The sequence below is a fragment of the Frigidibacter albus genome, from assembly GCF_009908165.1.
In the GTDB taxonomy this organism is placed as follows: Bacteria; Pseudomonadota; Alphaproteobacteria; order Rhodobacterales; family Rhodobacteraceae; genus Frigidibacter; species Frigidibacter albus.
Map to the genome: position 1 here is coordinate 24,808 of NZ_JAAAUC010000001.1, position 23,229 is coordinate 48,036.

A 23,229-nucleotide genomic window follows, 5' to 3' on the forward strand; every position below is an offset into this window, starting at 1 on the left:
AGCTCGTAGACCAAGCTCATCGACAAGAAGCAAGAGAGGGGTTCAGCAAACTGCTGGCCGCAGCCTTCGCGCAACGGCTCCGCCGTGGAGTGAAGACGAGGAGGGGTTCCGGGGGTTTCCCCTAGACGAGCAGTGAGGTTGCAGTTGGGGCCTGACCCGATTGCAACATCACATGGGATCAAACACCTAAGAAGAGCCTGTCCGAGGTCTCGCGCGGCTGGCAGCCGGTCAGGATGTCGCCTCGATCCTTTCAGCGCAAAACGGCCCGCGTTTCGGCGGCGACGGCGCGCAGCGCCGGCAGCAGGCCCTCGGCAGTTGTTTCCAGCGGCGTAGGCCCCGCCGCAAGCCCCACGTTCAGCGCCGCTACCGCCCGCCCATGCATGTTCAGCAATGGCACTGCGACCGACTGCAGCCCCAGCTCCACCTCCTGATCGATGAGGGCGAAGCCCTGCGCCCGCACCTGCGCCAGTTCGGCCAGGATCGCCTCGGGCTCGGTCCGGGTGAACGAGGTGCGGGCGACCGGCGGGTGGGCGGCCAGCATCTCGCGCACCTCGGCCTCGGGGAGCGCGGCCAGCAGCACCCGGCCCATCGAGGTGCAGAAGGCGGGCAGGCGTGAGCCCGGCATCAGCGCGATGGACATCACCTTGCGCTGCGCCGCGCGCGCCACATAGACGATCTCGGCCCCGTCGAGGATCGAGACGGAGGAGCTTTGCCCGATCCGGTCCGACAGGTCATCGAGCAGCGGCTGCACGATCTGCGGCAGCGGCATGGTGGCAAGGCAGGCGGTGCCAAGCCGCAGCACCCGCGGCGTCAGCGTGAAGAACTTGCCGTCCCAATCGGCATAGCCGTGATGGGCCAGCGTCAGCAGGCAGCGCCGGGCGGTGGCCCGGTCGAGGCCAGAGGCTGCCGAAACCTCGGCAATCGACTGGCGCGGGCGGTCAGCCGTGAAGGTCTCGATCACCAGCAGCCCCTTGGCCAGCCCGCCCATCGTGTCGCGCTCGCTGATCGTCATGCTCGCTCCGTGCGATATGTCAACAAATGCAGCATATCGCACAAACCCGCTGGACGGAAGTGCAGGGCTGCCCCTATCCCTTCCTCAGCCCCCTGAGGAGAGTGCAGACATGGACAAGGCGCTTCCCGATCTCGCCACCGCCGTGGCCGGGATCGACGACGGAATGACCGTGATGATCGGCGGCTTTGGCGGCTCTGGCGCACCCATCGAGCTGATCCACGCGCTGATCGACCGCTTTCTGGCTACCGGCCATCCCAAGGATCTGACGGTGGTCAACAATAACGCCGGCAACGGCCATGTCGGCCTTGCCGCGCTGATCGAGGCGGGGATGGTGCGCAAGCTGATCTGCTCCTTCCCGCGCTCGGCCGATCCGGTGGTGTTCACCGAGGCCTACCGCGCCGGGGCCATCGAGCTGGAGCTGGTGCCGCAAGGCACGCTGGCCGAGCGCATCCGGGCGGGCGGGGCGGGCATCCCTGCCTTCTACACCCCCACCAGCTTTGGCACCGATCTGGCGCAGGGCAAGCCGGTGGCGGAGTTCGAGGGGCGGCCCTATGTGCAGGAACGCTGGCTCAAGGCCGATGTCGCGCTGGTGAAGGCGCATCTGGGCGACCGGCTGGGGAACCTCAGCTACCGGATGGCTGGGCGCAACTTCAACCCGTTGATGTGCATGGCGGCGGCGCGGACCATCGTGCAGGTCAGCCAGATCGTGGAGCCGGGCGGGATCGACCCCGAGGCGGTCGTGACCCCCGGCATCTTCGTGCAGGGCGTGGTCGAAGTCCCGAACCCCGCGCAGGAAGAAGACCTGAACCTCGCCGGCGCGGTCTATCCGGAGGCCGCAGCATGAAACTGACCCCCATCAAACTGAACCCCAGCCAGATGGCCTGGCGCGCGGCGCAGGACATTGCCGACGGCGCCTATGTGAACCTCGGCATCGGCTTTCCCGAGATGGTGGCCAAGTTCCAGCCGCCGGGGCGCGAGGCGATCTTCCACACCGAGAACGGCATCCTCGGCTTTGGCGCGGCGCCCGCGCCGGGAGAAGAAGACTGGGACCTGATCAATGCCGGCAAGAAGGCGGTGACGCTGAAGCCCGGCACGGCCTTCTTCCATCATGCCGACAGCTTCGCCATGGTGCGCGGCGGGCATCTGGATGTGGCGATCCTCGGCGCCTATGAGGTGGCCGAAACAGGCGATCTGGCGAACTGGTCGACGGGGCCCAAGGGCGTGCCGGCCGTGGGCGGCGCGATGGACCTGGTGCACGGCGCCAAGCAGGTCGCCGTGTTGACCGACCATGTGACCAAGGACGGCAAGCCCAAGCTGGTGCAGCGCTGCACCCTGCCGCTGACCGGGGTTGCCTGCGTGACGCGGATCTATTCCAGCCTTGCCGTGATCGACGTGTCCGGCGGCCGCTTCGTGCTGCGTGAAAAGCTGGCAGGGCTGAGCCTTGACGATCTTCAGGCGCTGACCGGCGCCACCCTGCATCTTGATGGCCCTGTGGCCGATCTCATCGTACCGGAGCTTTGACCATGACCGACGCCTTCATCTGCGACTATATCCGCACCCCCATCGGCCGCTATGCCGGGGCGCTGTCCTCGGTCCGGCCTGATGATCTGGGCGCCGTCCCGCTGCGCGCGCTGATGGCGCGCAACACCGGCGTCGATTGGGAGGCGGTGGACGACGTGGTCTTCGGCTGCGCCAACCAGGCGGGCGAGGACAACCGCAACGTGGCGCGGATGTCGCTGCTGCTGGCGGGGCTGCCGGTGGGCGTGACCGGCACCACGATCAACCGGCTCTGCGGGTCGGGCATGGATGCGGTGCTGACCGCCGCCCGCGCGATTGCGGCGGGCGAGGCGGGCCTGATGATCGCGGGCGGGGTCGAGAGCATGAGCCGCGCGCCCTTCGTGATGCCGAAGTCCGGCAGCGCCTTCAGCCGCGACGTGGCGATCCATGACACCACCATCGGCTGGCGCTTCATCAACCCGGCGATGCACAAGGCCTATGGCACCGACTCGATGCCGCAGACCGGCCAGAACGTCGCCGATGACTATGGCGTGGACCGGGCGGCGCAGGATGCCATGGCGCTGGCCTCGCAGGCCAAGGCCGCCGCGGCGCAGGAAAATGGCCGTCTGGCGCGCGAGATCACCCCGGTGACGATCCCGCAGCGCAAGGGTGATGCGCTGGTGGTGGACCGCGATGAGCACCCCCGCGCCACCACGCCCGATGCGCTGGCCAAGCTCAAGGCGCTGTTCCCGAACGGGTCGGTCACTGCCGGCAATGCCAGCGGCGTGAATGATGGCGCGGCGGCGCTGATCCTGGCCGATGCGGCCACGGCTGCGAAATACGGGCTGACCCCGATCGCCCGCATCCTCGGCGGGGCCACGGCCGGCGTGCCGCCGCGGATCATGGGTATCGGCCCGGCCCCGGCCAGCCAGAAGCTTCTGGACCGGCTGGGCCTGACCCCTGCCGATTTCGACGTGATCGAGCTGAACGAGGCCTTCGCCGCCCAAGGCATCGCCACGCTGCGCCAGCTTGGCGTGGCGGAGGACGACGCCCGCGTGAACCCCAATGGCGGTGCCATCGCCCTTGGCCATCCGCTTGGCATGTCGGGCGCACGCATCACCGGCACTGCGGCGCTGGAACTGCAACTCAATGGCGGGCGGCGCTCGCTCTCGACCATGTGCATCGGCGTGGGGCAGGGCATCGCCATCGCGCTGGAGCGGGTCTGAGCGCATCTTTTCAGCCGCCATCTGCAAGCGTGGATGGCGGTCCCGCTACAGCGCCGCGCCGGTGAGCCGCAGCGCCTCGATCTCGGCAGCGTCGAAGCCAGCCTCACGCAAAACCTCCGCCGTGTGCTGGCCGATGCGCGGGGCCGGACGGTCCAGCGCCGGATCGCCGCCCGACAGCAGGAAGGGCGCCACCGGCACGTCGAACCCCTCCGGCCTCCCCGGCACCGGACCGGCGGCTTGCAGGACACCCCGCGCGGCAAGCTGGGGATCGGCCAGGGCCTCTGGCAAGGTCCGCACCCGCGCCGCCGGCACGCGGTGGGCGCGCAGGAAAACCTCCCACTCCGCGGCGGTGCGGGTCAGCAGGATCCGGCGCAGCATCTCCGCCTCATTGGTGAAATCGTCGCGGCTTTCGTCATGGCTTGGCTTGGCCATGTCCGGATGGCCAAGCGCCGCCCAAAGCCGCCGTTGCTGACGCTGGTTGCCGGCGCCCAGCATCAGCAGCCCATCCGCCGTCGGATAGGCCCCCAGCCCGGCAGAGGGGAAGCGGTTGCCCTGCGGACCCGGCGCCACCCCGCCCGCGGTCAGCCCGGCAATGGGGGCCGACATCAGCATCAGGGCCGCATCGAACATCGCCAGATCCACATGCGCGCCTTCTCCGCTGCGCTCGCGCCGGAACAGGGCGGAGGCGATGGCGAAGGCGGCCATGTAGCCGGTGGCATAGTCGACCACGGGCGCACCGGCCCGCAGCGGCCCGGTCCCCGCGGTTCCGGTCATCGCCATCAGGCCCGACATGGCCTGAAAGACATTGTCATATCCCGTCTCCTCCGCCCGTGGGCCATGCTGCCCGAACGCGGAAATCGAGCAATAGACCAGCTGGGGGTTGATCCGCGCCACGTCCTCATAGCCAAGCCCAAGGGCGGAGAGCGCTCCGGGGCGGAAGTTCTGCACGAACACATCGGCGCCGGCCAGCAGCCGCAGCAGCGTATCGCGCCCCTGCGGCTGTTTCAGGTCCAGCGCCACCGAGCGCTTGTTGGCCCCCTGCGCCAGATAGGCGCTGCCCATCTGCGCCGCGTTCAGCGCCCGGTCCGGCCCCTGGCTGCGCGACTGGTCGGGGTCATCGGGCCGGTCGATGCGGATCACATCTGCGCCCAGAACCCCCAGCTGGTAGGCCGCGAACGGCCCCGCCAGCACATGGGTGGCGTCGATCACCCGCAGCCCCACGAACGGTCTCGCCATGCCTGGCCCTCCGCGTCAGTCGCAGCGCGCGCTCATACCGCCATCGACGACGATCTCGGTGCCGGTCACGAAGCGCGCCTCGTCCGAGGCCAGGAACAGCGCGGCATTGGCGGTGTCACGCCCATCGCCCATCCAGCCTAGCGGAATGCGGCGCAGGCGCGCGGCCAGCAGCGCCTCGACATCGCCGCCCGCCCGCTGCCCGGCCAGCCGGGTCTCGACCATCGGGGTATGCAGCTGGCCCGGCACCACTGTGTTGACGCGCACACCCTTGGGCGCGAACTCGACCGCCGTCACCTTCGAGAACTGGATGATCGCGGATTTTGCCGCGGCATAGGCCACCTGCGCCGCGCCGGTCCAGCGCAGGCCCGAGGTCGAGGAGGTGTTGACGATCGCCCCGCCGCCCTGCGCCACCATATGCGGCAGCACGGATTTGCAGGTTAGGAACACCGACTTGAGGTTGAAGTCCAGCTGGCGGTCCCAGTCGGCCTCGGACAGGTCCACGGCGCCGCCCTTGGCAGAGCCGCCGACATTGTTCACCAGCACGTCGACCCGGCCAAAGCGCGCGATGCAGGCCGCCACCATCGCCTCGACCGCGGCGGCATCGGTCACGTCGCACAAATAGGGTTCGATCTCGCCGCCCGCCTCGCGGACAAGGCGCAGCGTCTCCTCCATCGTCTCGGCGCGCAGGTCGACGGCGAAGACGCGCGCGCCCTCCTGCGCAAAGCGCACGCAGGCGGCGCGGCCATTGCCCCAGCCGGTGCCGACGCAGCCCGCGCCGGTGATGATCGCAATCTTCCCGTCCAAACGTCCAGTCATTGTTCCACCTCCATGAATTGATAAAGCCGGGCCGGGTTGTCGACCATCAGCGCGTGCAGCAGCGCCGGTGTCGGCGCGATCTGCGCCAGAAGGTCGAACAGATCGCCGTCATCGGGCGGCGCGGCGCGGTAGTTCGGGTGCGGCCAGTCGGTGCCCCACAGCACGCGGTCGGGGTAGGTCTGCACGATCTCGAGCGCGAAGGGCATCGCATCGGCATAGGGCGGCTCCTGACGCGAGGCGCGCTCGGTGCCTGACACCTTGCACCACACGTGATCGTTCTCCAGCAGTCGCAGCAGCGCCTCGAACTCCGGCTGGTTGCGCCCGCGCGAGGCGTCGATCCGCCCGAAATGGTCGATGACCACCGGAACCGGCAGCTCTGACAGGCATGCCGACATCGGTGCGATCAGGCTGTCTTCCATATGGACCTGCAGGTGCCAGCCCAGATCGGCCAGCCGCGGCGCCAGCGCGCGCAGCGCAGCCTCATCCGCGCCGGGGGCAAGGTGGCTCATGTAGTTGAAGCGCAAGCCGCGGAAGCCCTGCGCGTCCAGCGCCTTCAGATGGGCGGTGGGCGTGTCATGCGGGGCCAGCGCGACTCCCCGATAGCGGCCCGGCCGCGCGGCGATGGCATCGGCCACCACCCGGTTGTCATATCCGTGGCAGCCCGACTGCACGATCACGCAACGTTCGATCCCCATCAGGTCATGCAGCGCGAACAGCGCCTCTTTCGGCGCGTCGGCAGGCTTGAAGCCGCTGGTGGGCGCGTAGGGATAAATGGCTTGCGGCCCGAAGACATGGCAATGGGCATCTGTGGACCCCGCGGGCAGCGCGACGGCGCTGCGATGCGGGTGCTGGTGCCAAGTAAGCGGCCCGTCAGACATCGGACAGCTCCGCCGCGCCGCCGTCCAAGGGGGGCACCCGGAAGATGTTGATGGTTAGCGAAATCAGCGTGTAATAGCCAAGCAGCCCCACCAGATCGACCAGGCGCTGTTCCCCCAGCACCTCTCGCGCACGGGCATAGAGCGCATCGTCCAGATCGCGGGTGCGGTGCGCGGCGAAGGCCACGTCATGCACCACCTCGGTCTCGACATCGGCGAAATCGGGGCGGCGGTTGCAGCGGATCGCCTCGATGATCGCGGGCTCCAGCCCCGCTTTCAGCGCATGGCCCTTGTGGATCTGCCATTCATATTCCGACCCGAACACCCGGCCGGTGACGAGGATCGCCAGTTCCGAGAGCCGCTGGTCGAGGCTGCTGTCATAGCGGCAATAGCGGCCCAGATCCTGCGCGCGGGCGGCAAGCTCGGGGCGGTGCAGCCAGACGGCCAGCGGGCCGCGCACGCCGCCGCGCGGGCCGCTGGCGATCTGGTCATGGATCGCCTGCTGGCGCGGCGAATAGGTGGCAGGGTCGGGCGCGGTCAGGCGCTGCAGGGGCCAGGTCATGTCAGGTCTCTTTCGGTGGTTTGAAAGGCGGGCACGGCCGCCGCGAATTGGCCGAGCCAGTCTGCCAGCCCGGGATGGCCGGCGCGCCAGTCCACGGGGGCGCGCCAGTCCAGATAGCCAAGCGCGCAGGCAAGCCCGATGCTGACGAGATCGGCCCTCCCTGCGTCGGGCGGGGCCTGTTCAAAGGCGGACAGTCCGCGCAGAACCTTGCCGCGCAGATGGTCCAGCCAGATGTCCGAGGCTTGCTGCGGCGTGCGGTAGCGCCCTTCATAGACCATCAGCAGTGCCGCCTCGGTGATACCGTCGGCCAGCCGGGCGCGGGTCAGCGCCCGCAGCCGGGGCAGGGCTCTTGAAGCGGGCGGCAGAAGCCTCCCGCCCCCGGCCAGCAGGTCCAGCAGCTCCAGGATCACGCCGCTGTCGAAGAACGGCTCGCCGTTTATCAGCAGGCAGGGCATCTTCCCCAGCGGGTTCTGCCCGTGCAGCGGGTCGGCAGGGTCGCGCGGGTCGGCGGGGCTGATGACGATCCGGTCATCGACCCCCAGCACCCGGGCCGCGATCCGCGCCTTGCGCCCGAAGGGCGAGGTGTAGGTGCTGCGCAGGACCAGCGTTGTCGCCGGATCCTGCCAGAGGTGGTGAAGCCCTTGCATCCGCTACATCCTGGAGGGCAGGAAAAGCGCGATCTGCGGGAAGATGTAGAGCAGCACCAGCATCACGAAACCGGCCAGCACGAAGGGGACCAGCCCCTTGAACACCTCTTCCAGCTTGACGCGCCCGCCTGAGGCCGCCTGCACCACGAAGCAGTTGATGCCCACCGGCGGCGTCACCGCGCCGATCTCGACCAGCAGCACCACGAAGACACCGAACCAGACCGGATCGAAGCCCAGATCCATCATGACCGGATGGGTGATCGGCAAGGTGATGGCCAGCAGCGCCGGCGCGTCCATCATCATCCCCAGCAGCAGGTAGATGATCGACACCAGCACCACGATCACCCAGGGATCGACGTCAAGCCCGGTGAGGTAGCCGCCCACCGCGTTGGCCAGCCCCGACAGCGCCAGGAACTTGGAGAACAGCAGCGCCGAGATCAGGATGCCGAAGATCATTGCCGAGGTGCGGATCGTCTCCAGCAGCGTGGCATTGATCTGCACGCCCTTGATGCCGCGATGCCGGATCACCGCCAGCAGCAGAGTCAGGGCAGCGCCCACCGCGCCTGCCTCGGTCGGGGTGAAGATCCCGACGTAAAGGCCTGACACGATGCAGAAAATAATCAGCACCAGCGGCCCGGCCAGCCGCAGCGAGGCCAGCTTTTCACGAAGCGTGTATTTCGTGGAATCGATCGGCGCCAATTCCGGCCGGCGCAGCACGGTCAGCCAGATGGCAAGGCACAGCAGCACCGCAAAGATGATGCCCGGGATGAACCCCGCTATCAGCAGCGCGCCGATCGAGCTGTCGGTGAGGATGCCATAGACCACCATCAGCGCCGAGGGCGGGATCATCACCGCCAGGGTGCCGGCAATGGCGATCGAGGCCGAGGCGAGGCTCTTGTCATAGCCGCGGTCCAGCATCTGCGGCAGCGCCAGCTTGGTGAAGACCGTGGCGGTGCCGACCGACGAGCCTGAGGCCGCGCCGAAGGCCGCAGCGCCGATGGTGGTGGAGATCGCCAGTCCGCCGCGCAGGTTGCCCATCCAGCGGCTGGTCGCCTCGAACAGATCCTCGCCGAGGCCTGCGCGCATGGCAAAGAAGCCCATCAGCAGGAACAGCGGGATGACCGAGAAGTGGAAGGAGTGGGTGGTCTCGAAGAACACCGTCGACAGCAGGGCGGTTGCCCCCTGAAAGCCGACCAGCGCCGCCAGGCCGAAGGCGCCGACGAGGCCGAGAACGACCATGACGTTGACCCCCAGAAGGATGCCGCCGAACAGGCAGCCCGTGCCGATCAGGCCGATGACAAGATTGCTCATTCCACTTCCTCCGGGTCGGCGTCTTGCAGCGGCATGCCCACCGCGACGCACAGCGCATCAATCAGGAATTGCACGGTCAGCAGGGCCATGCCGAAGCTGACGGCGAACTTGATCGGCCAGACCGGATAGCGGATCGAGCCGCGCTTCATCTCGCCGATGGCCAGGGATTTCTCGGCCGACAGCCAGCCCGCCCAGGCGGCCCAGCCGAACAGCACCGCCCCGGCCAGCAGCGCCAGCACCAGCAGCGCCTGCGACAGCGTCCGCGGCAGCCGGTCGGTCAGCATCGACACGCGGATATGGCCGCCGTGAAACTGGGTCAGCGCCAGCGACAGGAAGATGATAAGCGGCAGCGCGCCTTCCGTCAGCTCCATCGCACCCGGGACAGAGCTGTTGAAGGCATATCTGGCCACGACGTTCGCCACCACGATGGTCATCATCGCAAAGGTCGCGGCGCCGGCAAACCAGCCGCAATAGGTCAGCAGCTGCCCGTAGGCGAGCCGCACCGTGAGGAGACTGTTCATGACATTTTCCCAGCTTGAAGGGGTGCAGGCGCCGGGCCGGGGCCGCGGCACCTGCAAGGGGTCAGAAGCGCAGCTTTGCGACGATGTCGTCGAACGAGACACCGGCATCCGTCGCCTTGGATTCCCATTCTGCACGCACTGCCTGAACGCCTGTGTCATCGATCAGCGCGGTCAGCTCTTCGCCCGGGAACGGCAGCACCGTCACACCCAGTTCGCCCTGCCACAGCTCGCGCACCTTGACCTCTTCGGCTTCCAGCATCGCGGCGTATTCGACCATGTAGTCGATGCCCAGTTGGTCCAGCACGGCGCGGGTCTCGTCATCCATGCCCTGATAGCTGTCGAGGTTCATGGCCAGGATATGGCCGAACGAGGCACCGAAGGGCATCTCGATGTAATATTTCGCCACTTCGTCATACTTGAAGCCGCGGGCCAGCGCCGGGCCGATCGGCGCGCAATCGACGATGGAGCGCTCCAGCGCCTCATAGGTGTCGGAGGTGGTCAGCGATACCGGAATTGCCTTCATCGCCTCGATCAGCGCCGGATAGGCAAAGCCATAGGACCGGATGCGCTTGCCCGCCAGATCGGTCATCGAGGCGATAGGCTGCTTGCACAGCAGCCCATAGCCTTCAAGCGAGCGGAACGAGATGGCGTGCAGGTTCTGGCTGGTCAGTTCGTCGGCGAATTGCGGGTAATCCCTGTGCCATTCCACCATCGCCTCGGCGACCGCGTCACTGCTTAGCGGCTGCGGAATGAAGAAGCCTATGGCGTTGTTCAGCGGGAACTGGTCGGGGAAGTAGGGGGTGACGATGTCGCCCATGTCGCCCACGCCATAAGCCAGCGCCTCGGGGGTCTCGCCCACCGCGGCGACAGAGCCGCCCCAGAACACCTCGATGTCATGCTTGCCGCCGGTGCGCTTGGCGAATTCCTCCACGAACCACTGAAGGCTGCGCGAATGGGCGTCATTCGCGCCCTGCGGCTTGTAGGTGATATATGTGTAGGTCTTGGCCTCGGCTGCGCCGAAGGTAAGGCTCGTGGCGAGGGCCACGGCCGTCAGGGTCGTCCAGGTCATTGAAAGTCTCCTCCACTGGTCCGCTCCCACGGACAGAGCGCAAGGTGCCGCGCCACGAGGCATATGGCAAATATCAACTTTCTATCACCCCATGCCGCTGCGGCATGGATCATTGCCAGACCCCGCGATGGACAAGATCGGCGACGATGTCGAAGATCGCGTCCTCTACCACCGACACAGCGACCTTGGGCCGCTGTTCGGCCCGTGTGGCGATGGACAACTGCCAACCGATCTGCGGCGCGACAATGGGACGGCATTCCAGCGTGCCCGCGTTGATTTCCGTCAGCACGCCGCCATAGGTCAGCGCCGTGAAGCCGTGGCCCGAGCGGACAAGCGCCTTCAGGTGCCACATGCCATCCACCCGCTGCACCACGTTCGGCTCGTATCCATGCGCGTCGCAGGCGCGGTCGAACATGATGCGCAGGAAGTTCGGCCGCGACGGCATGACCAGCGGCAGCTGCGCTGCCTCGGCCAGGGTGAAGCTCGGCTTGCTCAGGCTGCCGGGCGGGCCGACGATGTTCAGATGCTCCACCAGCAACTCGCGGCGCAGGATGTCGCTGCGCTCGGGCGGCTCGTGCATCACCGCCAGCGCGATGTCGCCGCGCAGCAGCGCCTTTTCCAGCTCGCGGCTGAACCCTTCGACAAGGCGCAGCTCGATGTCGGGATACTGCGCCTTGATGCGCGACAGCAGCGGCGGCAGGATGAACTCGCCCGGTGTGGGCGGCAGGCCGAGGACCACGACCCCCTTTGGCGCCGAGGAATGCGCCGTGACATCGCGGTATCCCTGGGCAAGGATCGAGAAGGTCGCGTAGCAGCGTTCCAGCAGGATCTCTCCGGCCTCGGTCAGCTCTACGCCCCTGGGCAGCCGCAGGAACAGCGTGGTGGCCAGATCCTGCTCCAGCGCCGCGATCTGCCGGCTGATCGCCGGTTGCGCGATCCGCAGCCGCGCGGCGGCCTTGGTCACGCTCTTCTCTTCCGCCACCGCCACGAAATAGCGCAGGGCGCGGGTTTCAGGGTGCCACTCGTGGTCGCCGAACTTCTGCGACATATCTCCCCCTCGGGCCGATGCTTCCCGTCCGGCCCCCTGCCGAGCCGAGGCTTTCGAGTGGTAGTGTGCGAGGCCACCGCGGGCAAGGGCCTGTGCACTGCGCTTGACGCAATCGGGGCGCTAAGCTAATGGACTGTTTGATTGCCGCCGGTTATGTGCCATTGCATAACCAAAGGTCAGTCCAGACCAACCTCCAGCGACGTTTCCTGACTGCCCGCTTGTGGCAGAAGAAACCCGGGAGTTGGATAAGGATCACCTGACATGTTTGCTGACCTGACCGAGGATCAACGGAGCCTCGTGGACTCCGTGGCGCGTTTTGCCGAAGCCGAGCTGGCACCCGGCGCGCTGGAACGGGCCCACTCGCGCGAATACCCGTGGGAGGTGGCGGAGAAGCTGGCCGATATGGGCCTTTTGGGCATCACGATGCCCGAGGCGGATGGCGGTCTGGGCGGCACGCTGATGGATGCCGTTCTGGCGATCCAGACGGTGGCAAAATACTGCCCCAAAAGCGCAGACGTGGTGCAGGCGGGCAATTTCGGGCCGATCCGCACTTTCGTGGAATATGCCACGCCCGATCAGAAAGAGCGTTGGCTGGGCCGGCTGCTGGCCGGCAAGATGCTGATCTCGCTGGGGATGAGCGAGCCGGATGCGGGCTCGGCGGTAACCGAGCTGAAGACGAGTGCCCGCGAAGACGGCGATCACTTCATCCTCAGCGGCTCCAAGGTGTTCTCGACCCACAGCCCCGAGGCGGAACTGTTCCTGATCTATTGCCGCTTCGGGCCGGGCCTGAACGGCATCGGATCGGTGCTGGTGGAACGCGGCACCCCCGGCTTCACGATCGGCCAGCGGGCCGGGTTCATGAGCGGCGAGGAATGGTGCCCGCTCTATTTCGAGGACTGCCGCATCCCGAAGGCCAATGTCCTTCTGGGGCCGGGCGGGTTCAAGAAGCAGATCTCGGGCTTCAACGTCGAACGTCTGGGCAATTCTGCGCGGGCGCTGGCGCTTGGCCGATATGCCTATACGGTGGCGCGGCAGCACGCGCTGGACCGCAAGCAGTTCGGCCGCCCGCTCTGCGAGTTTCAGGGCCTCCAGTGGAAATTCGCCGAGATGCTGATGAAGCTCGAGGCCGCCGAGATGTTCCTGGCCCGCGCCGCAAATGTGCCCAACGGCACCCTGCCCTCGGCCAATGACACGGCGATGGCAAAGCTGGCCTGCAACATGGCCGGCTGGGAAGTGTCTAACGAGGCGTTGCAGGTGATGGGTGGCTATGGCTACTCGACCGAGAGCCTGGTGGAGTATTGCGTCAAGCGTACCCGCGGCTGGATGATCGCCGGCGGCTCGATCGAGATGCTGAAGAACCGCATCGCCGAGCATGTGTTCGACCGCCGCTTCGACCAGCGGGCGGGGGCATGACCATGGCTGCCGATTGGACAAGATCGCTGCTGAACCCACAGCGCGTGGCCCTTGTGGGCGTGTCGGACGATCCGTCGAAGACCGCGGGGCGGCCGCTGCAATTCCTGCGCCAGGCCGGTTTTGCGGGCGACATCCAGATCGTGAACCCGCGCCGCGAGACGGTGCAGGGCGAGCGCGCCTTCCCCAGCCTGACCAATCTTCCGGAGCGCCCGGACCATGTCTTCATCCTGACCGACGCCGAAAAGGCGCTGGACGCGCTGGAGGAATGCCAGCGCCTTGGCGTGCCGGTGGCGACCATGCTGTCGGCAGGCTTTTCCGAGGCCGGTGAGCGCGGCCGTGCCAATCAGGCGCGGCTCGACGCGATCCTGGCGCGCGGCGGCACGCGGCTGATCGGCCCCTCCAGCATCGGCATCGTCAACCTGCACACCGGGCTGATGCTGACCGCCAATGCCGCCTTTGCCGAGCCGGACCTGCCGCGCGGCGGCATCTTCGTCGGCTCGCATTCCGGCAGCCTGATCGGCGCGCTGGTGTCGCGCGGCAAGCGCAAGGGCATCGGCTTTGCCGGGCTGGTCTCGGTCGGGGCGGAGTGCGACCTGTCGATCGGGCAGATCTGCCACGCCACGTTCGATGACCCAAAGGTTACCAGCTACATGCTGTTCCTGGAGACCCTGCGCGATGCCGAGGCGCTGCGCGCCTTTGCCATCGCCGCCGCCGAACGGGGCAAGCCGGTCGCGGCCTACAAGCTGGGCCGGTCGGATGAGGCGGCGGAACTCGCCGTGTCGCATACCGGCTCGCTGGCCGGGGCGGATGAGGTGGCCGACATCTTCCTGTCCGAATGCGGGATCGCGCGGGTGGAGAGCTTCGAGGGGCTGATCGAGGTGCTGCCGCTGCTGGAGCGGGTGCCCGCGAGCCCCACACGCCGCAAGGGCCGGGTGGGCGTGGTCACCACCACCGGCGGCGGCGCGGCGATGGCGGTCGAGACCATGGCGCTGCGCGGCGTCGACGTGGTGCCCGCATCAGAGGCGACGCGCGAGAAGCTGCGCGCGGCGGGCATCGACGCCGGCCACGGCCGGATCCTCGACCTGACGCTGGCCGGCACCCGCTATGACGTGATGAAATCCGCACTCGACATCCTGCGCGCCGCGCCGGAATTCGATCTGGTGCTGGCCTCGGTCGGCTCGTCCGCGCGGTTCAACCCGGAACTGGCGGTGCAACCCGCCATCGACGCGGCGCAGGGCCCCGGCACGCCGCTGGCGGTGTTTCTGGTGCCCGACGCGCCCGATGCGACGCGGCTGCTGGCGGCCTCGGGCGTGCCGGCCTTCCAGTTCCCCGAGACCTGCGGCGATGCGATTGCCGCGGCGCTGCACCGCCGCCTGCCGCGGCGGCTGCGCCCGCTGGACATTGGCGCAGCGGAGCAACCCTCGTTGGTGCTGGACGAGGCTGCATCCTACGCCCTCTTCGCCGCCTCCGGCCTTGCCTCGGCGCCGCACGTGGTGCTGGACCCGGGCCAGCCGGTGCCGGATCTGCCCTTTCCGTTTCCGGTGGTGGCCAAGGTTCTCGACGCGGAGATCCCGCACAAGACCGACGCCGGCGGCGTGGTGCTGAACATCCGCAGCGCCGAGGAGCTTGCCGCGGCCATCGCCAGGATCACGGCCCGAGTGGCAGAGCGGATGGCGGGTCACCGCGTCACCCGCATCCTTGTGCAGCAGATGACCAAGGGTCTGGGCGAGGTGCTTCTGGGCTTCCGCCGCGATCCGCAGGTGGGCCCCATCGTCGTGCTGGCCGCGGGCGGAATCTATACCGAGATCTACCGCGACAGCACCATGCGGCTGGCCCCGGTCAGCCGCGAGGGCGCCATCGAAATGATTGCGGACCTGAAGTCGTCGCGTATCCTTGACGGGTTCCGCGGCGGTCCGAAGGGAGATCTGGCGGCGCTGGCAGATGCCATCGTCGCAGTGTCGAAACTGGCTGACGCGCAGGATGTGCGCGTCGAGGAAGCAGAAATCAATCCGTTGCTGGTGCTTGCCGAAGGGCAAGGCGTTCTGGCAATCGATGGTCTGGCAAGGGTGAGCAAGACATGAGCGGAACGGTCCATCTGCAACGCGAGGGTGCGGTCGGCGTCCTCGTCATCGACAACCCGCCGGTCAACGCCGGCTCGTCGGACATTCGCAAGGCGCTGCTGACCTGCATTGCCGAGGTCGAGGCCGATGCCGGGCTGACCGCGGGCGTGCTGATCGGCGCGGGAAAGACCTTCATCGCCGGATCTGACCTGCGCGAGTTCGACCTGCCGCTGGCCCCGCCGCAACTGCCCGCGGTGATCGCGGCGATCGAGGGCTCGGCCAAGCCCTGGGTCGCGGCGCTGCAGGGCGCCGCTCTTGGCGGCGGCTATGAGTTGGCGCTTGGCTGCGACGCGCGCATCGCCGCGCCGGGAACGGTCGTCGGCCTGCCGGAATGCGGGCTTGGCATCATTCCGGGCGCGGGCGGCACGCAGAAGCTGCCGCGTCTGGTCGGCAAGGCGGCAGCCATCGCGCTCATCACCAGCGGTCGCCGGGTTGGCGCCGAAGACGCGTTGAAGCTGGGCATGGTCGATGCGCTGGCAAGCGGCGACCTGCGGGCCGAAGCGGCGGCGCTGGCGCTGTCTCTGGTCGGCCGGAAGGCGGGGGTGATCGAGCGCGATCCGCCCGCGGAGGACGAGGCCACCATCGAGGCCGCGGCGCGCAAGGCTGCCGCCTCGGGCCGCAGCCGCCCGCATATCCTCTCGGCGATCCGCCATATCCGCGCCGTCGGCAGCGTTCCCGCCGGCGAGGGTCTCGCCGCCGAACGGGAGGACTTCCAGGATCTGCGCATCTCGGCCGAGGCCAAGGCCCTGCGCCACATCTTCTTTGCCGAACGCGAGGCCGCCCGCGGGGCTGCGCCGGCGGGCGTGACTGCGGGCCCCTTCGCCAGCTTCGGCATCCTTGGAGCGGGCACCATGGGCGCGGGCATCGCGCTCGCCTGCCTTCAGCGCGGCTTTGCCACCACCGTTGTCGATACCGACCCCGCCGCCATCGAGCGGGCCCGCACAAGGATCGAGGATGAGATCAGCAAGTCCACCGCCGCGGGTCGCCTGACCGCGGCCGAGGCGGATGCCGCCCGCGCCAACCTGACCCTTGGCAGCGACATGGCGCTGCTGGCGGGCAGCGACGTGATCGTCGAGGCGGTGATCGAGGATCTGGCCGTCAAGCAACAGGTCTTTGCCGCCATCGACAAGGTGGCGCGCCCGGATGCGCTGCTGGCCACCAACACCTCCTATCTCGACGTGGATGCCATCGCCTCGGCCGTGGCCGATCCCGGCCGCTTCATCGGGCTGCATTTCTTCAGCCCTGCCAACATCATGAAACTGCTGGAGGTCGTCGGCGGCGCCCGCAGCACGCCCGAGGCGATTGCCACCGGCCTTGCCGTGGCGCGGGCGCTTGGCAAGCAGCCGGTGCAGGCGGGCAACGCGTTCGGCTTCATCGGCAACCGCATCTATGCCGCCTATCGCGCCGCCTGCGAGTTCATGCTGGAAGACGGGGCCCTGCCGCAAGAGGTGGATTCTGCGCTGACCGGCTTCGGCTTTGCGATGGGCCCCTTTGCGGTGGCCGACCTCTCGGGGCTGGATATCGCCTGGCGGATGCGCCAGCAGCAGGCCGCCAGCCGCGATCCCGCGGCCCGCTATGTGCATATCCCAGACCGGCTCTGCGAAGCGGGCCGCCTCGGCCGCAAGACCGGCGCGGGCTATTACAGCTATGACGCCGCGGGCAAGCCGCAGCCGGACCCGGCGGTGGAGGCGATCATCCTTGCCGCCTCTGCCGAGAAGGGCACCCCGCGCCGCAGCCTGGCCGCCGAGGAGATTCAGCGCCGCGCCCTCGCCGCCATCGTCAACGAGGCGGCGCTGGTCGTGCAGCAGGGCGTTGCGCTGCGGCCGGGCGACGTGGATGTGGTGATGGTCAACGGCTATGGGTTCCCGCGCTGGACCGGCGGGCCGCTGCACTGGGCCGGGACGCAGGACCAGGCGCACCTGGCCGCCGATTGCGCCGCCTTCGTGGCGGCGGCAGGTGCGGGTCGGGAACTGGCCGATCTGGCAGCTATCCTGACGTCGTGACCGGGGGCGGCCTCACTCGCGTGAGGCCGCCAGCCGCCAGACCCCCTGCGCCTGCACGATGGGCTCGTCGCCCGCAAACACGGTGCCCTCGACAAAGGCCATCCGCGTCGTCAGCTTCACGATCTTCGGTTCCACCGATGCAAAGCTGCCGATCTGCAATGGCGCCACGAACTGGTGCGACAGGCTGATGGTTGCGCCGCGCGGCGCGCCTGCGACCAGCCGCGCCGTCATTCCGAAGGCCCGGTCGACAAAGGTCATCAACATTCCGCCATGCACCACGCCGTTGCGATTGGCGTGCATCGGCTCGGGCCACAGCCCGAGCTGGTGCCTGCCGCCCACCTCGCGGCGCCAGAGGCCGCCCAGATGGGCGATCAGCCCCTCGGAAGGGTCATGGGTCCAGCCGTCGGCGATCAGGTCATCTATGGTCATCATGGTCGCAGTATCCCCGGCCGCAGAGGGGCAGGCAATGGCTTCGTCCTGCGGGGACTGCCTAACCTTTGGTTATGGGCGGGTGCATTTTTGGGCCTGTTGATACGCAAGCCAATATCAATGAGTCTGTCACTCGCCTGTGGAGGGGCAGTTCGCGCAATCGGGAGGAATATCATGTCCACATTGGACACAAGGGAACTGGCCGGTGGCCTGTTCCTGATCGCCACCGGGGGCCTGTTCTCAGGTTATGCCCTGGCCAAGTATTCAATCGGAACCGTGACCAAGATGGGGCCAGGAATGGTGCCTGTCGCGCTTGGTGCGTTGCTGGTGGTCTTCGGCATTGTCGTGGCGGTAGGCGCCCTGACCAAGGGCCGCAACACCTCCGAGATCCGGGTCGCGGTGCCGCTCATCATCCTTGGCAGCGTGCTGGTCTTTGGCCTGCTGATCGCGCCCTTCGGGCTGTTCCCGGCGATCATCGGCTGCGTGCTCGTGGCCACGCTCGCCGAAGGCAAGGTCCGGCCCCGCTTCAGCCTGGTGCTGGCCGGCGTGCTGTGCGTGCTGGCCTGGCTGGTCTTCGTGGTTGCGCTGCAACTTGCCGTTCCTCTGATCGATTGGCCGTTCTGATGGATCTCGTCGCAAACCTGTATCTTGGCCTCGAAACGGCGCTGTCGCCGATCAACCTGGCCTACTGCCTGCTGGGGGTCTTTGTCGGCACGCTGATCGGCGTGCTGCCCGGCATCGGCGCGCTGGCCGCGATCTCGATGCTGTTCCCCTTCACCTATCACCTGGAGCCGACCACGGCGCTCATCATGCTGGCCGGGATCTATTACGGCACCGCCTATGGCGGCAGCACGGCCTCGATCCTGCTGAACATTCCGGGCACCACCTCCAGCGCCGTTACCTGCCTTGACGGCTATCCCATGGCCCAGCAGGGCCGGGCCGGGGTGGCGCTGGCGATGACCGCCATAGCCTCGTTCTTCGGCGGCGTCTTCGGCATCTTGGTGCTGAGCGTGTTTACCCCCGTGGTCGCCAGCTGGGCGCTGTCCTTCGGATCGGCGGACTATTTCGCGCTGATGGTGCTGGGGCTCGTCGCCGCCTCGACCGTATCGGACGGATCGCCCATCAAGGGCCTTGCGATGGTCGTGCTGGGGATGCTGGTCGCCACCATCGGCATGGACCCGCAAAGCGGCACCGCCCGCTTCACCTTCGGCTCGCTCAGCCTGCTCGACGGCATCAGCATCGGGGCGCTGGCCATGGGCCTGTTCGGCGTGGCCGAGATCATCACCTCGGTGCGCAGTTCCAGCAACGACAGCATCAAGGCGCGCGATGTCAGCCTGCGCTCCTTGATGCCGACGCGCGATGACTGGCGCCGGTTCTGGATGCCGGCGCTGCGCGCCTCGACCATCGGGTCCTTCTTCGGCGCGCTGCCGGGCACCGGGCCGACCGTCGCCGCCTTCGTGTCCTACGGCGTGGAAAAGCGCGTGGCCACCGACCCCAGCCGCTTTGGCAAGGGCGCGGTCGAGGGCGTCGTCGCCCCCGAGGCCGCCAACAATGCCGCCGACCAGACCGCCTTCATCCCCACCCTGTCGCTGGGTGTGCCCGGCAGCGCCACCATGGCACTGATGATCGGGGCGATGATGGTGCATGGCATCCATCCTGGCCCCAACCTTGTGACCGACCACCCAGACCTGTTCTGGGGTCTGGTGATGAGCTTCTGGGTCGGCAACCTGATGCTGGTGGTGCTGAACCTGCCGCTGATCGGGCTTTGGGTGCGGCTGCTGACGGTGCCCTACAAGATGCTGTACCCCGCCATTCTGGTGATGGTCTGCATCGGCGCCTACAGCGTGCATTTCAAGGCCTTCGACGTGATGGTTGTGCTTGGCTTCGGCATCCTTGGCTACGCCATGCGCATCTTCTCGATGCCGGCTGCGCCCTTGCTGCTTGGCTTCGTGCTCGGCCCGATGATCGAGCAGCATTTCCGCCGCGCCATGGTTCTGGCCCGGGGCGATTTCACCGCGATCATCGGCCGCCCGATCAGTGGGACGGTGCTGGTCATCACCCTGCTGATTCTGGTGCTGAGCATCTACGCCTCGATGCGCCGCCGCCCGGCCGACCCGGCCGCACCCCCTGCCCCGCATATCGAGGACGAGGATTGACCCTTTCCGGCAGGCCCGCCTTTGGGCCTGCCGCCCACCCATCGGCGCGGGGCGGACCCCGCGTGCGACGTAGCGATCAACAACTCTCGGGAGGAGACCACATGAAACTGCTGAAACTCGCGGCCACCGCCGCCCTGATGATGTCCGGCGCTGCCGCTGTGCAGGCCCAGGACTTTCCGGATGGCACTGTCACCCTCATCATCCCCTATGGTGGCGGCGGCTCGACCGACCTGATCGCGCGCGCCCTGGCCAACGAGCTTGGCCGGATGTGGGACGAGGCGGTCATCGTCGAGAACCGCCCCGGCGCGGGCTCGATGATCGGCACCGCCTCGCTGGCTCAGGCCGAGCCCGATGGCTACACGCTGCTGGTCAACACCCCCGCCCATGCCACCGCGCCCGCCGTGCAGAAGGACCTGCCCTTCGATCCGAAGACCGACATCACCCCGATCGGGATGGTCGCCACCAGCCCCTACATGGCCGTGGCCGGTGCCGCGGTGCAGTCCGACGACCTGACTGCCTTTGCCGCCGAGTCCCAGGACCGCCCGATGTTCTTCGCCACCGCCGGGGTCGGCACCTCCAGCCATTTCGCGGCTGAACTGCTGATCCAGCAGGCCGGGATCGAAGGCGATGTCGTCCACTTTGCGGGCGGCGGCGAGGCGCAGACCAACCTGATGGGCGGACATGCCGATGTCTACATCTCGAACACCGCCAGCGTGATGCCCTATGTCAACAACGGCCAGGTCAAGCCGCTGGTGATCCTCGGGCCCACCCGCTATGACGCGCTGCCCGACGTGCAGTCGAGCGGCGAGGCCGGTGCCGATGGCATCGAGATCAACAGCTGGGTCGGCCTCTTCGGCCCCGGCGGCATGGATCCGGCGCTGGTCGAGAAGCTGAATGCCGACATGCGCGCAGCTGTCGGCACCGAGACCTTCAAGCAGGTGCTGGCCGACAACTTCGTGCAGCCGGGCGTGGGCAGTGCCGCCGACTTCAAGGCGCAGGTCGAGACCGAGATGCAGCTGTGGTCGGATCTTGCGGCGGAGCGCGGCATCGTCGCCCAGTAAGATGCCGGTCTGTTGCGGCCCGGCCGTAGCGTTCCCAAGAAAGAGGCCACCCCGGATCAGCTCCGGGGTGGCCTTTCTCGTTGCGGCGGGAGCCCTCGCTCAGCGCTGATCGTGCTCTGCCAACCGGATCGGCGCGCCGTCCAGCCAGCTTTCCAGGTTTTCCACGGTTTCGCGGTAGAAGGTCTCGAAGGTCTCGGCCACCGAATAGCCAAGGTGCGGGGTCAGCAGCGCATTGGGCAACTGCCGCAGCGGATGGGCTGCGGGCAGCGGCTCTGTATCATAGACGTCGATCCCGGCGCCACGTAGCCGCCCGGTCCGCAGCGCTTCAACCAGCGCGGGCTCGTCCACCAGTGGCCCCCGCGCGGTGTTGATGAGCAACGCATCAGGCCGCATCAGGGACAGGGCGTGCCGGTCGATGACCCCGCGGGTGGTGGGCCCCAGCACCAGATGAAGGCTGACCACATCCGATTGGCGCAGCAGCGTTTCCTTGTCCGCCAGCACGGCCCCACCCGCCGCCGCGCGCTCGGGCGTCAGGTTTGGGCTCCAGGCCAGCACCTCCATGCCGAAGGCGCGGCCGACGCCCGCCATCCGGCTGCCAAGCTTGCCAAGGCCCGCCAGTCCCAGCGTCCGGCCATAAAGCGCATTGCCCAGTCGGGTCTGCCACTGCCCCTGCGCCATCGCCGCGCTTTCCAGCGGGATGTGCCGCATCAGCGACAGGATCAGCCCCCAGGCCAGCTCCACCGTCGCAAACACCCCGCGGCCGCTGCCCGAGGTCGTCATCACCGCAATACCCAGATCTGCGGCGGCAGCGTAGTCCAGCGTGCGGTTGACGCGCCCGGTGGCGATAATGGCGCGCAGGCCCGGCAGCGCGCGCAGCAGCTCGGCCGGGATCGCCGTGCGCTCGCGCAGCAGGCAGATCACGTCGAACCCGGACAGCCGCTGCGCCAGATCCTCCGCCGGAATTGCGTCCGTCAGAAACGTCACCTCTGCACGGACAGCCAACCTTTGCCAGTCGGCAAGCTTCGGCGCGACGGCCATGTAGTCATCCAGGACCGCAATCCGGGCGGGGCGGCCCTTGGGCAAAGGGCGATAGGCTTGGGTCATCGGGTATCTCTCCTTGCGGCCTGGCGCCGCTCGTATCGGACCAGCAGCGCCACGATCCACGGGATGTTCGGCATGAACAGGAAGATCCGCGTCAGGTGGAACGCCGTCACCAGCGCCGCATCCTGATCGAGATATTTCGCAGTCAGCACCATTTCCGACACGCCGCCCGGCGCTGCACCCAGCACCAGAAGTCGCCAGTCAAGCCCGAACCCCCAGGCAATCCCTGCCGCCGCCAGCGAACAGAGCAGCAGCAGCGACAGGATCGAGGCCAGCGAGACCACGGCAAGGCGCCCGGCAGAGCCCAGAAGCTCGCGCCGGAAGGTCGAGCCGAGCCACGACCCCAGCACGATCTGGGCGAGCGCCAGCACCAGCAGCGGAAAGGGTGGCAGGCCATGGCCCGTCACCGACAGCGCGGCGGTGGCCGTGAGCGGGCCGAGGAAATTGGGGTTGGGGATCCGCAACAGGCGGAACAGGCACATCGCGGCAAAGCCGCAGGCCAGAAGCAGCAGAATGTTCACCGGATCGAAGGGCGTGCCGGCACCCGGTTGCGACCGTATCGCTGGCCAGCCGTCGATGGTGTAGATCGCCAGCGGCAGCACCAGCACCACCGCCGACAGCCGCAACGTCTGCGAGATGATCACCGGCACCGGGTCGACGCCCTTCTCGATGGCCATCGCGGCGGCCTCGATCGGGCTTGTGGGAACGGCCGCAAGAAAGGACTGCGTCAACGTCATCCCGCCGGCACGCGCCACCACCACAGACACCACGAGGATGCAGCCCATCGTTAAAAGCGCTGTCGCCACGATCACCGGGGCCAGCGCAATCAGCCGGTCCAGCGTCTGCGGTGTGAAGGTCAGCCCAACTTGGCAGGCCACGACGATCTGACCGAAGGGTCGCAGCCGGTCTGGCACCTTCATCGGTAGCAGACCGGTCAGGCACAGCGCCGCGGTGACCACCAGCGGCCCGATCATCCAGGGCAGGGGCGTGCCGATTGCTTGCGCGGCCCATCCCCCCAAGGCGCCCGCGGCCAGAAACAGACCGAGCCGCGCCCATGCCATCAGCCGAAGGCGCAAACCGGCCCTGCCAGTTGGGGGCCCGTCAGTCATGAGGCCCCGCATCCCTG

Annotated in this window: 22 protein-coding genes; 9 read left to right on the forward strand and 13 right to left on the reverse strand. The window is 67.9% G+C overall.

The features are described 5' to 3' along the window. Positions 1 to 250 precede the first annotated feature (250 nt). Entirely contained in the window at positions 251 to 1,012 is a 762-nt protein-coding gene (locus GVY41_RS00125) for an IclR family transcriptional regulator domain-containing protein (protein WP_161342200.1), read from the reverse strand. Positions 1,013 to 1,121: 109 nt separating this feature from the next. Between GVY41_RS00125 and GVY41_RS00130 the strand changes: the two genes are divergently transcribed. From GVY41_RS00130 to pcaF, 3 genes are read left to right on the forward strand one after another with little or no spacing between them, the layout of a single operon-like run. Then, positions 1,122 to 1,856 carry a 3-oxoacid CoA-transferase subunit A gene (locus tag GVY41_RS00130; RefSeq protein WP_161342202.1) on the forward strand — a complete coding sequence of 245 codons (735 nt, stop codon included), beginning with the start codon at positions 1,122 to 1,124 and terminating at the stop codon, positions 1,854 to 1,856. After that, complete coding sequence (locus tag GVY41_RS00135; protein WP_161342204.1) at positions 1,853 to 2,533, forward strand: 3-oxoacid CoA-transferase subunit B; 681 nt, start codon at positions 1,853 to 1,855, stop codon at positions 2,531 to 2,533. Before GVY41_RS00130 ends, GVY41_RS00135 begins: the two co-directional genes overlap by 4 nt. Positions 2,534 to 2,535: 2 nt before the next feature. After that, positions 2,536 to 3,735 (forward strand): 3-oxoadipyl-CoA thiolase, encoded by a 1,200-nt coding sequence (pcaF, locus tag GVY41_RS00140; RefSeq protein ID WP_161342206.1) that lies wholly within the window; start codon positions 2,536 to 2,538, stop codon positions 3,733 to 3,735. 45 nt (positions 3,736 to 3,780) lie between these two features. Here pcaF and GVY41_RS00145 read toward each other — a convergent pair whose 3' ends face one another. From GVY41_RS00145 to GVY41_RS00185, 9 genes are all read right to left on the reverse strand, one after another. Beyond that, complete coding sequence (locus GVY41_RS00145; protein ID WP_161342209.1) at positions 3,781 to 4,971, reverse strand: CaiB/BaiF CoA transferase family protein; 1,191 nt, start codon at positions 4,969 to 4,971, stop codon at positions 3,781 to 3,783. Between the two features lie 15 nt (positions 4,972 to 4,986). After that, a complete protein-coding gene (locus GVY41_RS00150) occupies positions 4,987 to 5,787 on the reverse strand; it encodes an SDR family NAD(P)-dependent oxidoreductase (protein WP_161342211.1) in 801 nt (266 codons plus the stop codon). Further along, positions 5,784 to 6,665: an amidohydrolase family protein gene (locus GVY41_RS00155; RefSeq protein WP_161342213.1), complete on the reverse strand. Its 882-nt coding sequence runs from the start codon at positions 6,663 to 6,665 to the stop codon at positions 5,784 to 5,786. The genes GVY41_RS00150 and GVY41_RS00155 overlap by 4 nt, the downstream gene beginning before the upstream one ends. Next, a complete protein-coding gene (locus tag GVY41_RS00160) occupies positions 6,658 to 7,224 on the reverse strand; it encodes a carboxymuconolactone decarboxylase family protein (RefSeq protein WP_161342215.1) in 567 nt (188 codons plus the stop codon). The genes GVY41_RS00155 and GVY41_RS00160 overlap by 8 nt, the downstream gene beginning before the upstream one ends. Then, positions 7,221 to 7,871 (reverse strand): glutathione S-transferase family protein, encoded by a 651-nt coding sequence (locus tag GVY41_RS00165; protein ID WP_188816002.1) that lies wholly within the window; start codon positions 7,869 to 7,871, stop codon positions 7,221 to 7,223. Before GVY41_RS00165 ends, GVY41_RS00160 begins: the two co-directional genes overlap by 4 nt. Positions 7,872 to 7,874: 3 nt before the next feature. Continuing rightward, complete coding sequence (locus GVY41_RS00170; RefSeq protein WP_161342217.1) at positions 7,875 to 9,182, reverse strand: TRAP transporter large permease; 1,308 nt, start codon at positions 9,180 to 9,182, stop codon at positions 7,875 to 7,877. Then, positions 9,179 to 9,703 carry a TRAP transporter small permease subunit gene (locus tag GVY41_RS00175; protein ID WP_161342219.1) on the reverse strand — a complete coding sequence of 175 codons (525 nt, stop codon included), beginning with the start codon at positions 9,701 to 9,703 and terminating at the stop codon, positions 9,179 to 9,181. The genes GVY41_RS00170 and GVY41_RS00175 overlap by 4 nt, the downstream gene beginning before the upstream one ends. A gap of 61 nt (positions 9,704 to 9,764) precedes the next feature. Next, positions 9,765 to 10,772: a TRAP transporter substrate-binding protein DctP gene (dctP, locus tag GVY41_RS00180; RefSeq protein WP_161342220.1), complete on the reverse strand. Its 1,008-nt coding sequence runs from the start codon at positions 10,770 to 10,772 to the stop codon at positions 9,765 to 9,767. 109 nt (positions 10,773 to 10,881) lie between these two features. After that, positions 10,882 to 11,820: a LysR family transcriptional regulator gene (locus tag GVY41_RS00185; RefSeq protein ID WP_161342222.1), complete on the reverse strand. Its 939-nt coding sequence runs from the start codon at positions 11,818 to 11,820 to the stop codon at positions 10,882 to 10,884. Between the two features lie 261 nt (positions 11,821 to 12,081). On the opposite strand from GVY41_RS00185, the gene GVY41_RS00190 reads away from it, so the two are divergent. From GVY41_RS00190 to GVY41_RS00200, 3 genes are read left to right on the forward strand one after another with little or no spacing between them, the layout of a single operon-like run. Beyond that, positions 12,082 to 13,233 carry an acyl-CoA dehydrogenase family protein gene (locus tag GVY41_RS00190; protein ID WP_161342224.1) on the forward strand — a complete coding sequence of 384 codons (1,152 nt, stop codon included), beginning with the start codon at positions 12,082 to 12,084 and terminating at the stop codon, positions 13,231 to 13,233. Between the two features lie 2 nt (positions 13,234 to 13,235). Then, positions 13,236 to 15,314, forward strand: a complete 2,079-nt coding sequence (locus GVY41_RS00195; protein WP_211374365.1) for an acetate--CoA ligase family protein — start codon at positions 13,236 to 13,238, stop codon at positions 15,312 to 15,314. Beyond that, entirely contained in the window at positions 15,311 to 17,356 is a 2,046-nt protein-coding gene (locus GVY41_RS00200; protein ID WP_161342228.1) for a 3-hydroxyacyl-CoA dehydrogenase NAD-binding domain-containing protein, read from the forward strand. Before GVY41_RS00195 ends, GVY41_RS00200 begins: the two co-directional genes overlap by 4 nt. Positions 17,357 to 17,368: 12 nt before the next feature. Here the strand turns inward: GVY41_RS00200 and GVY41_RS00205 are convergent, their stop codons facing one another. After that, entirely contained in the window at positions 17,369 to 17,788 is a 420-nt protein-coding gene (locus tag GVY41_RS00205) for a PaaI family thioesterase (protein ID WP_161342230.1), read from the reverse strand. Between the two features lie 171 nt (positions 17,789 to 17,959). On the opposite strand from GVY41_RS00205, the gene GVY41_RS00210 reads away from it, so the two are divergent. The 3 genes from GVY41_RS00210 (at position 17,960) to GVY41_RS00220 (ending at position 21,002) form a co-directional block, all read left to right on the forward strand. After that, on the forward strand, positions 17,960 to 18,409 hold the full coding sequence (locus GVY41_RS00210; RefSeq protein ID WP_161342232.1) for a tripartite tricarboxylate transporter TctB family protein: 450 nt from the start codon (positions 17,960 to 17,962) through the stop codon (positions 18,407 to 18,409). Continuing rightward, positions 18,409 to 19,941, forward strand: a complete 1,533-nt coding sequence (locus GVY41_RS00215; RefSeq protein WP_161342234.1) for a tripartite tricarboxylate transporter permease — start codon at positions 18,409 to 18,411, stop codon at positions 19,939 to 19,941. Before GVY41_RS00210 ends, GVY41_RS00215 begins: the two co-directional genes overlap by 1 nt. A 101-nt stretch (positions 19,942 to 20,042) precedes the next feature. Beyond that, positions 20,043 to 21,002 (forward strand): Bug family tripartite tricarboxylate transporter substrate binding protein, encoded by a 960-nt coding sequence (locus GVY41_RS00220; protein ID WP_161342236.1) that lies wholly within the window; start codon positions 20,043 to 20,045, stop codon positions 21,000 to 21,002. A gap of 99 nt (positions 21,003 to 21,101) precedes the next feature. Here GVY41_RS00220 and GVY41_RS00225 read toward each other — a convergent pair whose 3' ends face one another. Together GVY41_RS00225 and GVY41_RS00230 are read right to left on the reverse strand one after the other, a co-directional pair. Next, on the reverse strand, positions 21,102 to 22,106 hold the full coding sequence (locus GVY41_RS00225; RefSeq protein WP_161342238.1) for a D-2-hydroxyacid dehydrogenase family protein: 1,005 nt from the start codon (positions 22,104 to 22,106) through the stop codon (positions 21,102 to 21,104). Further along, positions 22,103 to 23,212, reverse strand: a complete 1,110-nt coding sequence (locus tag GVY41_RS00230; protein ID WP_161342240.1) for an AbrB family transcriptional regulator — start codon at positions 23,210 to 23,212, stop codon at positions 22,103 to 22,105. The genes GVY41_RS00225 and GVY41_RS00230 overlap by 4 nt, the downstream gene beginning before the upstream one ends. Between the last annotated feature and the right edge of the window lie 17 nt (positions 23,213 to 23,229).

Coding starts and splice junctions, on each gene's coding strand:
- GVY41_RS00125 (WP_161342200.1), bottom strand. CDS start 1,012: ATGACGATCAGCGAGCGCGACACGATGGGCGGGCTGGCCAAGGGGCTG.
- GVY41_RS00130 (WP_161342202.1), top strand. CDS start 1,122: ATGGACAAGGCGCTTCCCGATCTCGCCACCGCCGTGGCCGGGATCGAC.
- GVY41_RS00135 (WP_161342204.1), top strand. CDS start 1,853: ATGAAACTGACCCCCATCAAACTGAACCCCAGCCAGATGGCCTGGCGC.
- pcaF (WP_161342206.1), top strand. CDS start 2,536: ATGACCGACGCCTTCATCTGCGACTATATCCGCACCCCCATCGGCCGC.
- GVY41_RS00145 (WP_161342209.1), bottom strand. CDS start 4,971: ATGGCGAGACCGTTCGTGGGGCTGCGGGTGATCGACGCCACCCATGTG.
- GVY41_RS00150 (WP_161342211.1), bottom strand. CDS start 5,787: ATGACTGGACGTTTGGACGGGAAGATTGCGATCATCACCGGCGCGGGC.
- GVY41_RS00155 (WP_161342213.1), bottom strand. CDS start 6,665: ATGTCTGACGGGCCGCTTACTTGGCACCAGCACCCGCATCGCAGCGCC.
- GVY41_RS00160 (WP_161342215.1), bottom strand. CDS start 7,224: ATGACCTGGCCCCTGCAGCGCCTGACCGCGCCCGACCCTGCCACCTAT.
- GVY41_RS00165 (WP_188816002.1), bottom strand. CDS start 7,871: ATGCAAGGGCTTCACCACCTCTGGCAGGATCCGGCGACAACGCTGGTC.
- GVY41_RS00170 (WP_161342217.1), bottom strand. CDS start 9,182: ATGAGCAATCTTGTCATCGGCCTGATCGGCACGGGCTGCCTGTTCGGC.
- GVY41_RS00175 (WP_161342219.1), bottom strand. CDS start 9,703: ATGAACAGTCTCCTCACGGTGCGGCTCGCCTACGGGCAGCTGCTGACC.
- dctP (WP_161342220.1), bottom strand. CDS start 10,772: ATGACCTGGACGACCCTGACGGCCGTGGCCCTCGCCACGAGCCTTACC.
- GVY41_RS00185 (WP_161342222.1), bottom strand. CDS start 11,820: ATGTCGCAGAAGTTCGGCGACCACGAGTGGCACCCTGAAACCCGCGCC.
- GVY41_RS00190 (WP_161342224.1), top strand. CDS start 12,082: ATGTTTGCTGACCTGACCGAGGATCAACGGAGCCTCGTGGACTCCGTG.
- GVY41_RS00195 (WP_211374365.1), top strand. CDS start 13,236: ATGGCTGCCGATTGGACAAGATCGCTGCTGAACCCACAGCGCGTGGCC.
- GVY41_RS00200 (WP_161342228.1), top strand. CDS start 15,311: ATGAGCGGAACGGTCCATCTGCAACGCGAGGGTGCGGTCGGCGTCCTC.
- GVY41_RS00205 (WP_161342230.1), bottom strand. CDS start 17,788: ATGATGACCATAGATGACCTGATCGCCGACGGCTGGACCCATGACCCT.
- GVY41_RS00210 (WP_161342232.1), top strand. CDS start 17,960: ATGTCCACATTGGACACAAGGGAACTGGCCGGTGGCCTGTTCCTGATC.
- GVY41_RS00215 (WP_161342234.1), top strand. CDS start 18,409: ATGGATCTCGTCGCAAACCTGTATCTTGGCCTCGAAACGGCGCTGTCG.
- GVY41_RS00220 (WP_161342236.1), top strand. CDS start 20,043: ATGAAACTGCTGAAACTCGCGGCCACCGCCGCCCTGATGATGTCCGGC.
- GVY41_RS00225 (WP_161342238.1), bottom strand. CDS start 22,106: ATGACCCAAGCCTATCGCCCTTTGCCCAAGGGCCGCCCCGCCCGGATT.
- GVY41_RS00230 (WP_161342240.1), bottom strand. CDS start 23,212: ATGACTGACGGGCCCCCAACTGGCAGGGCCGGTTTGCGCCTTCGGCTG.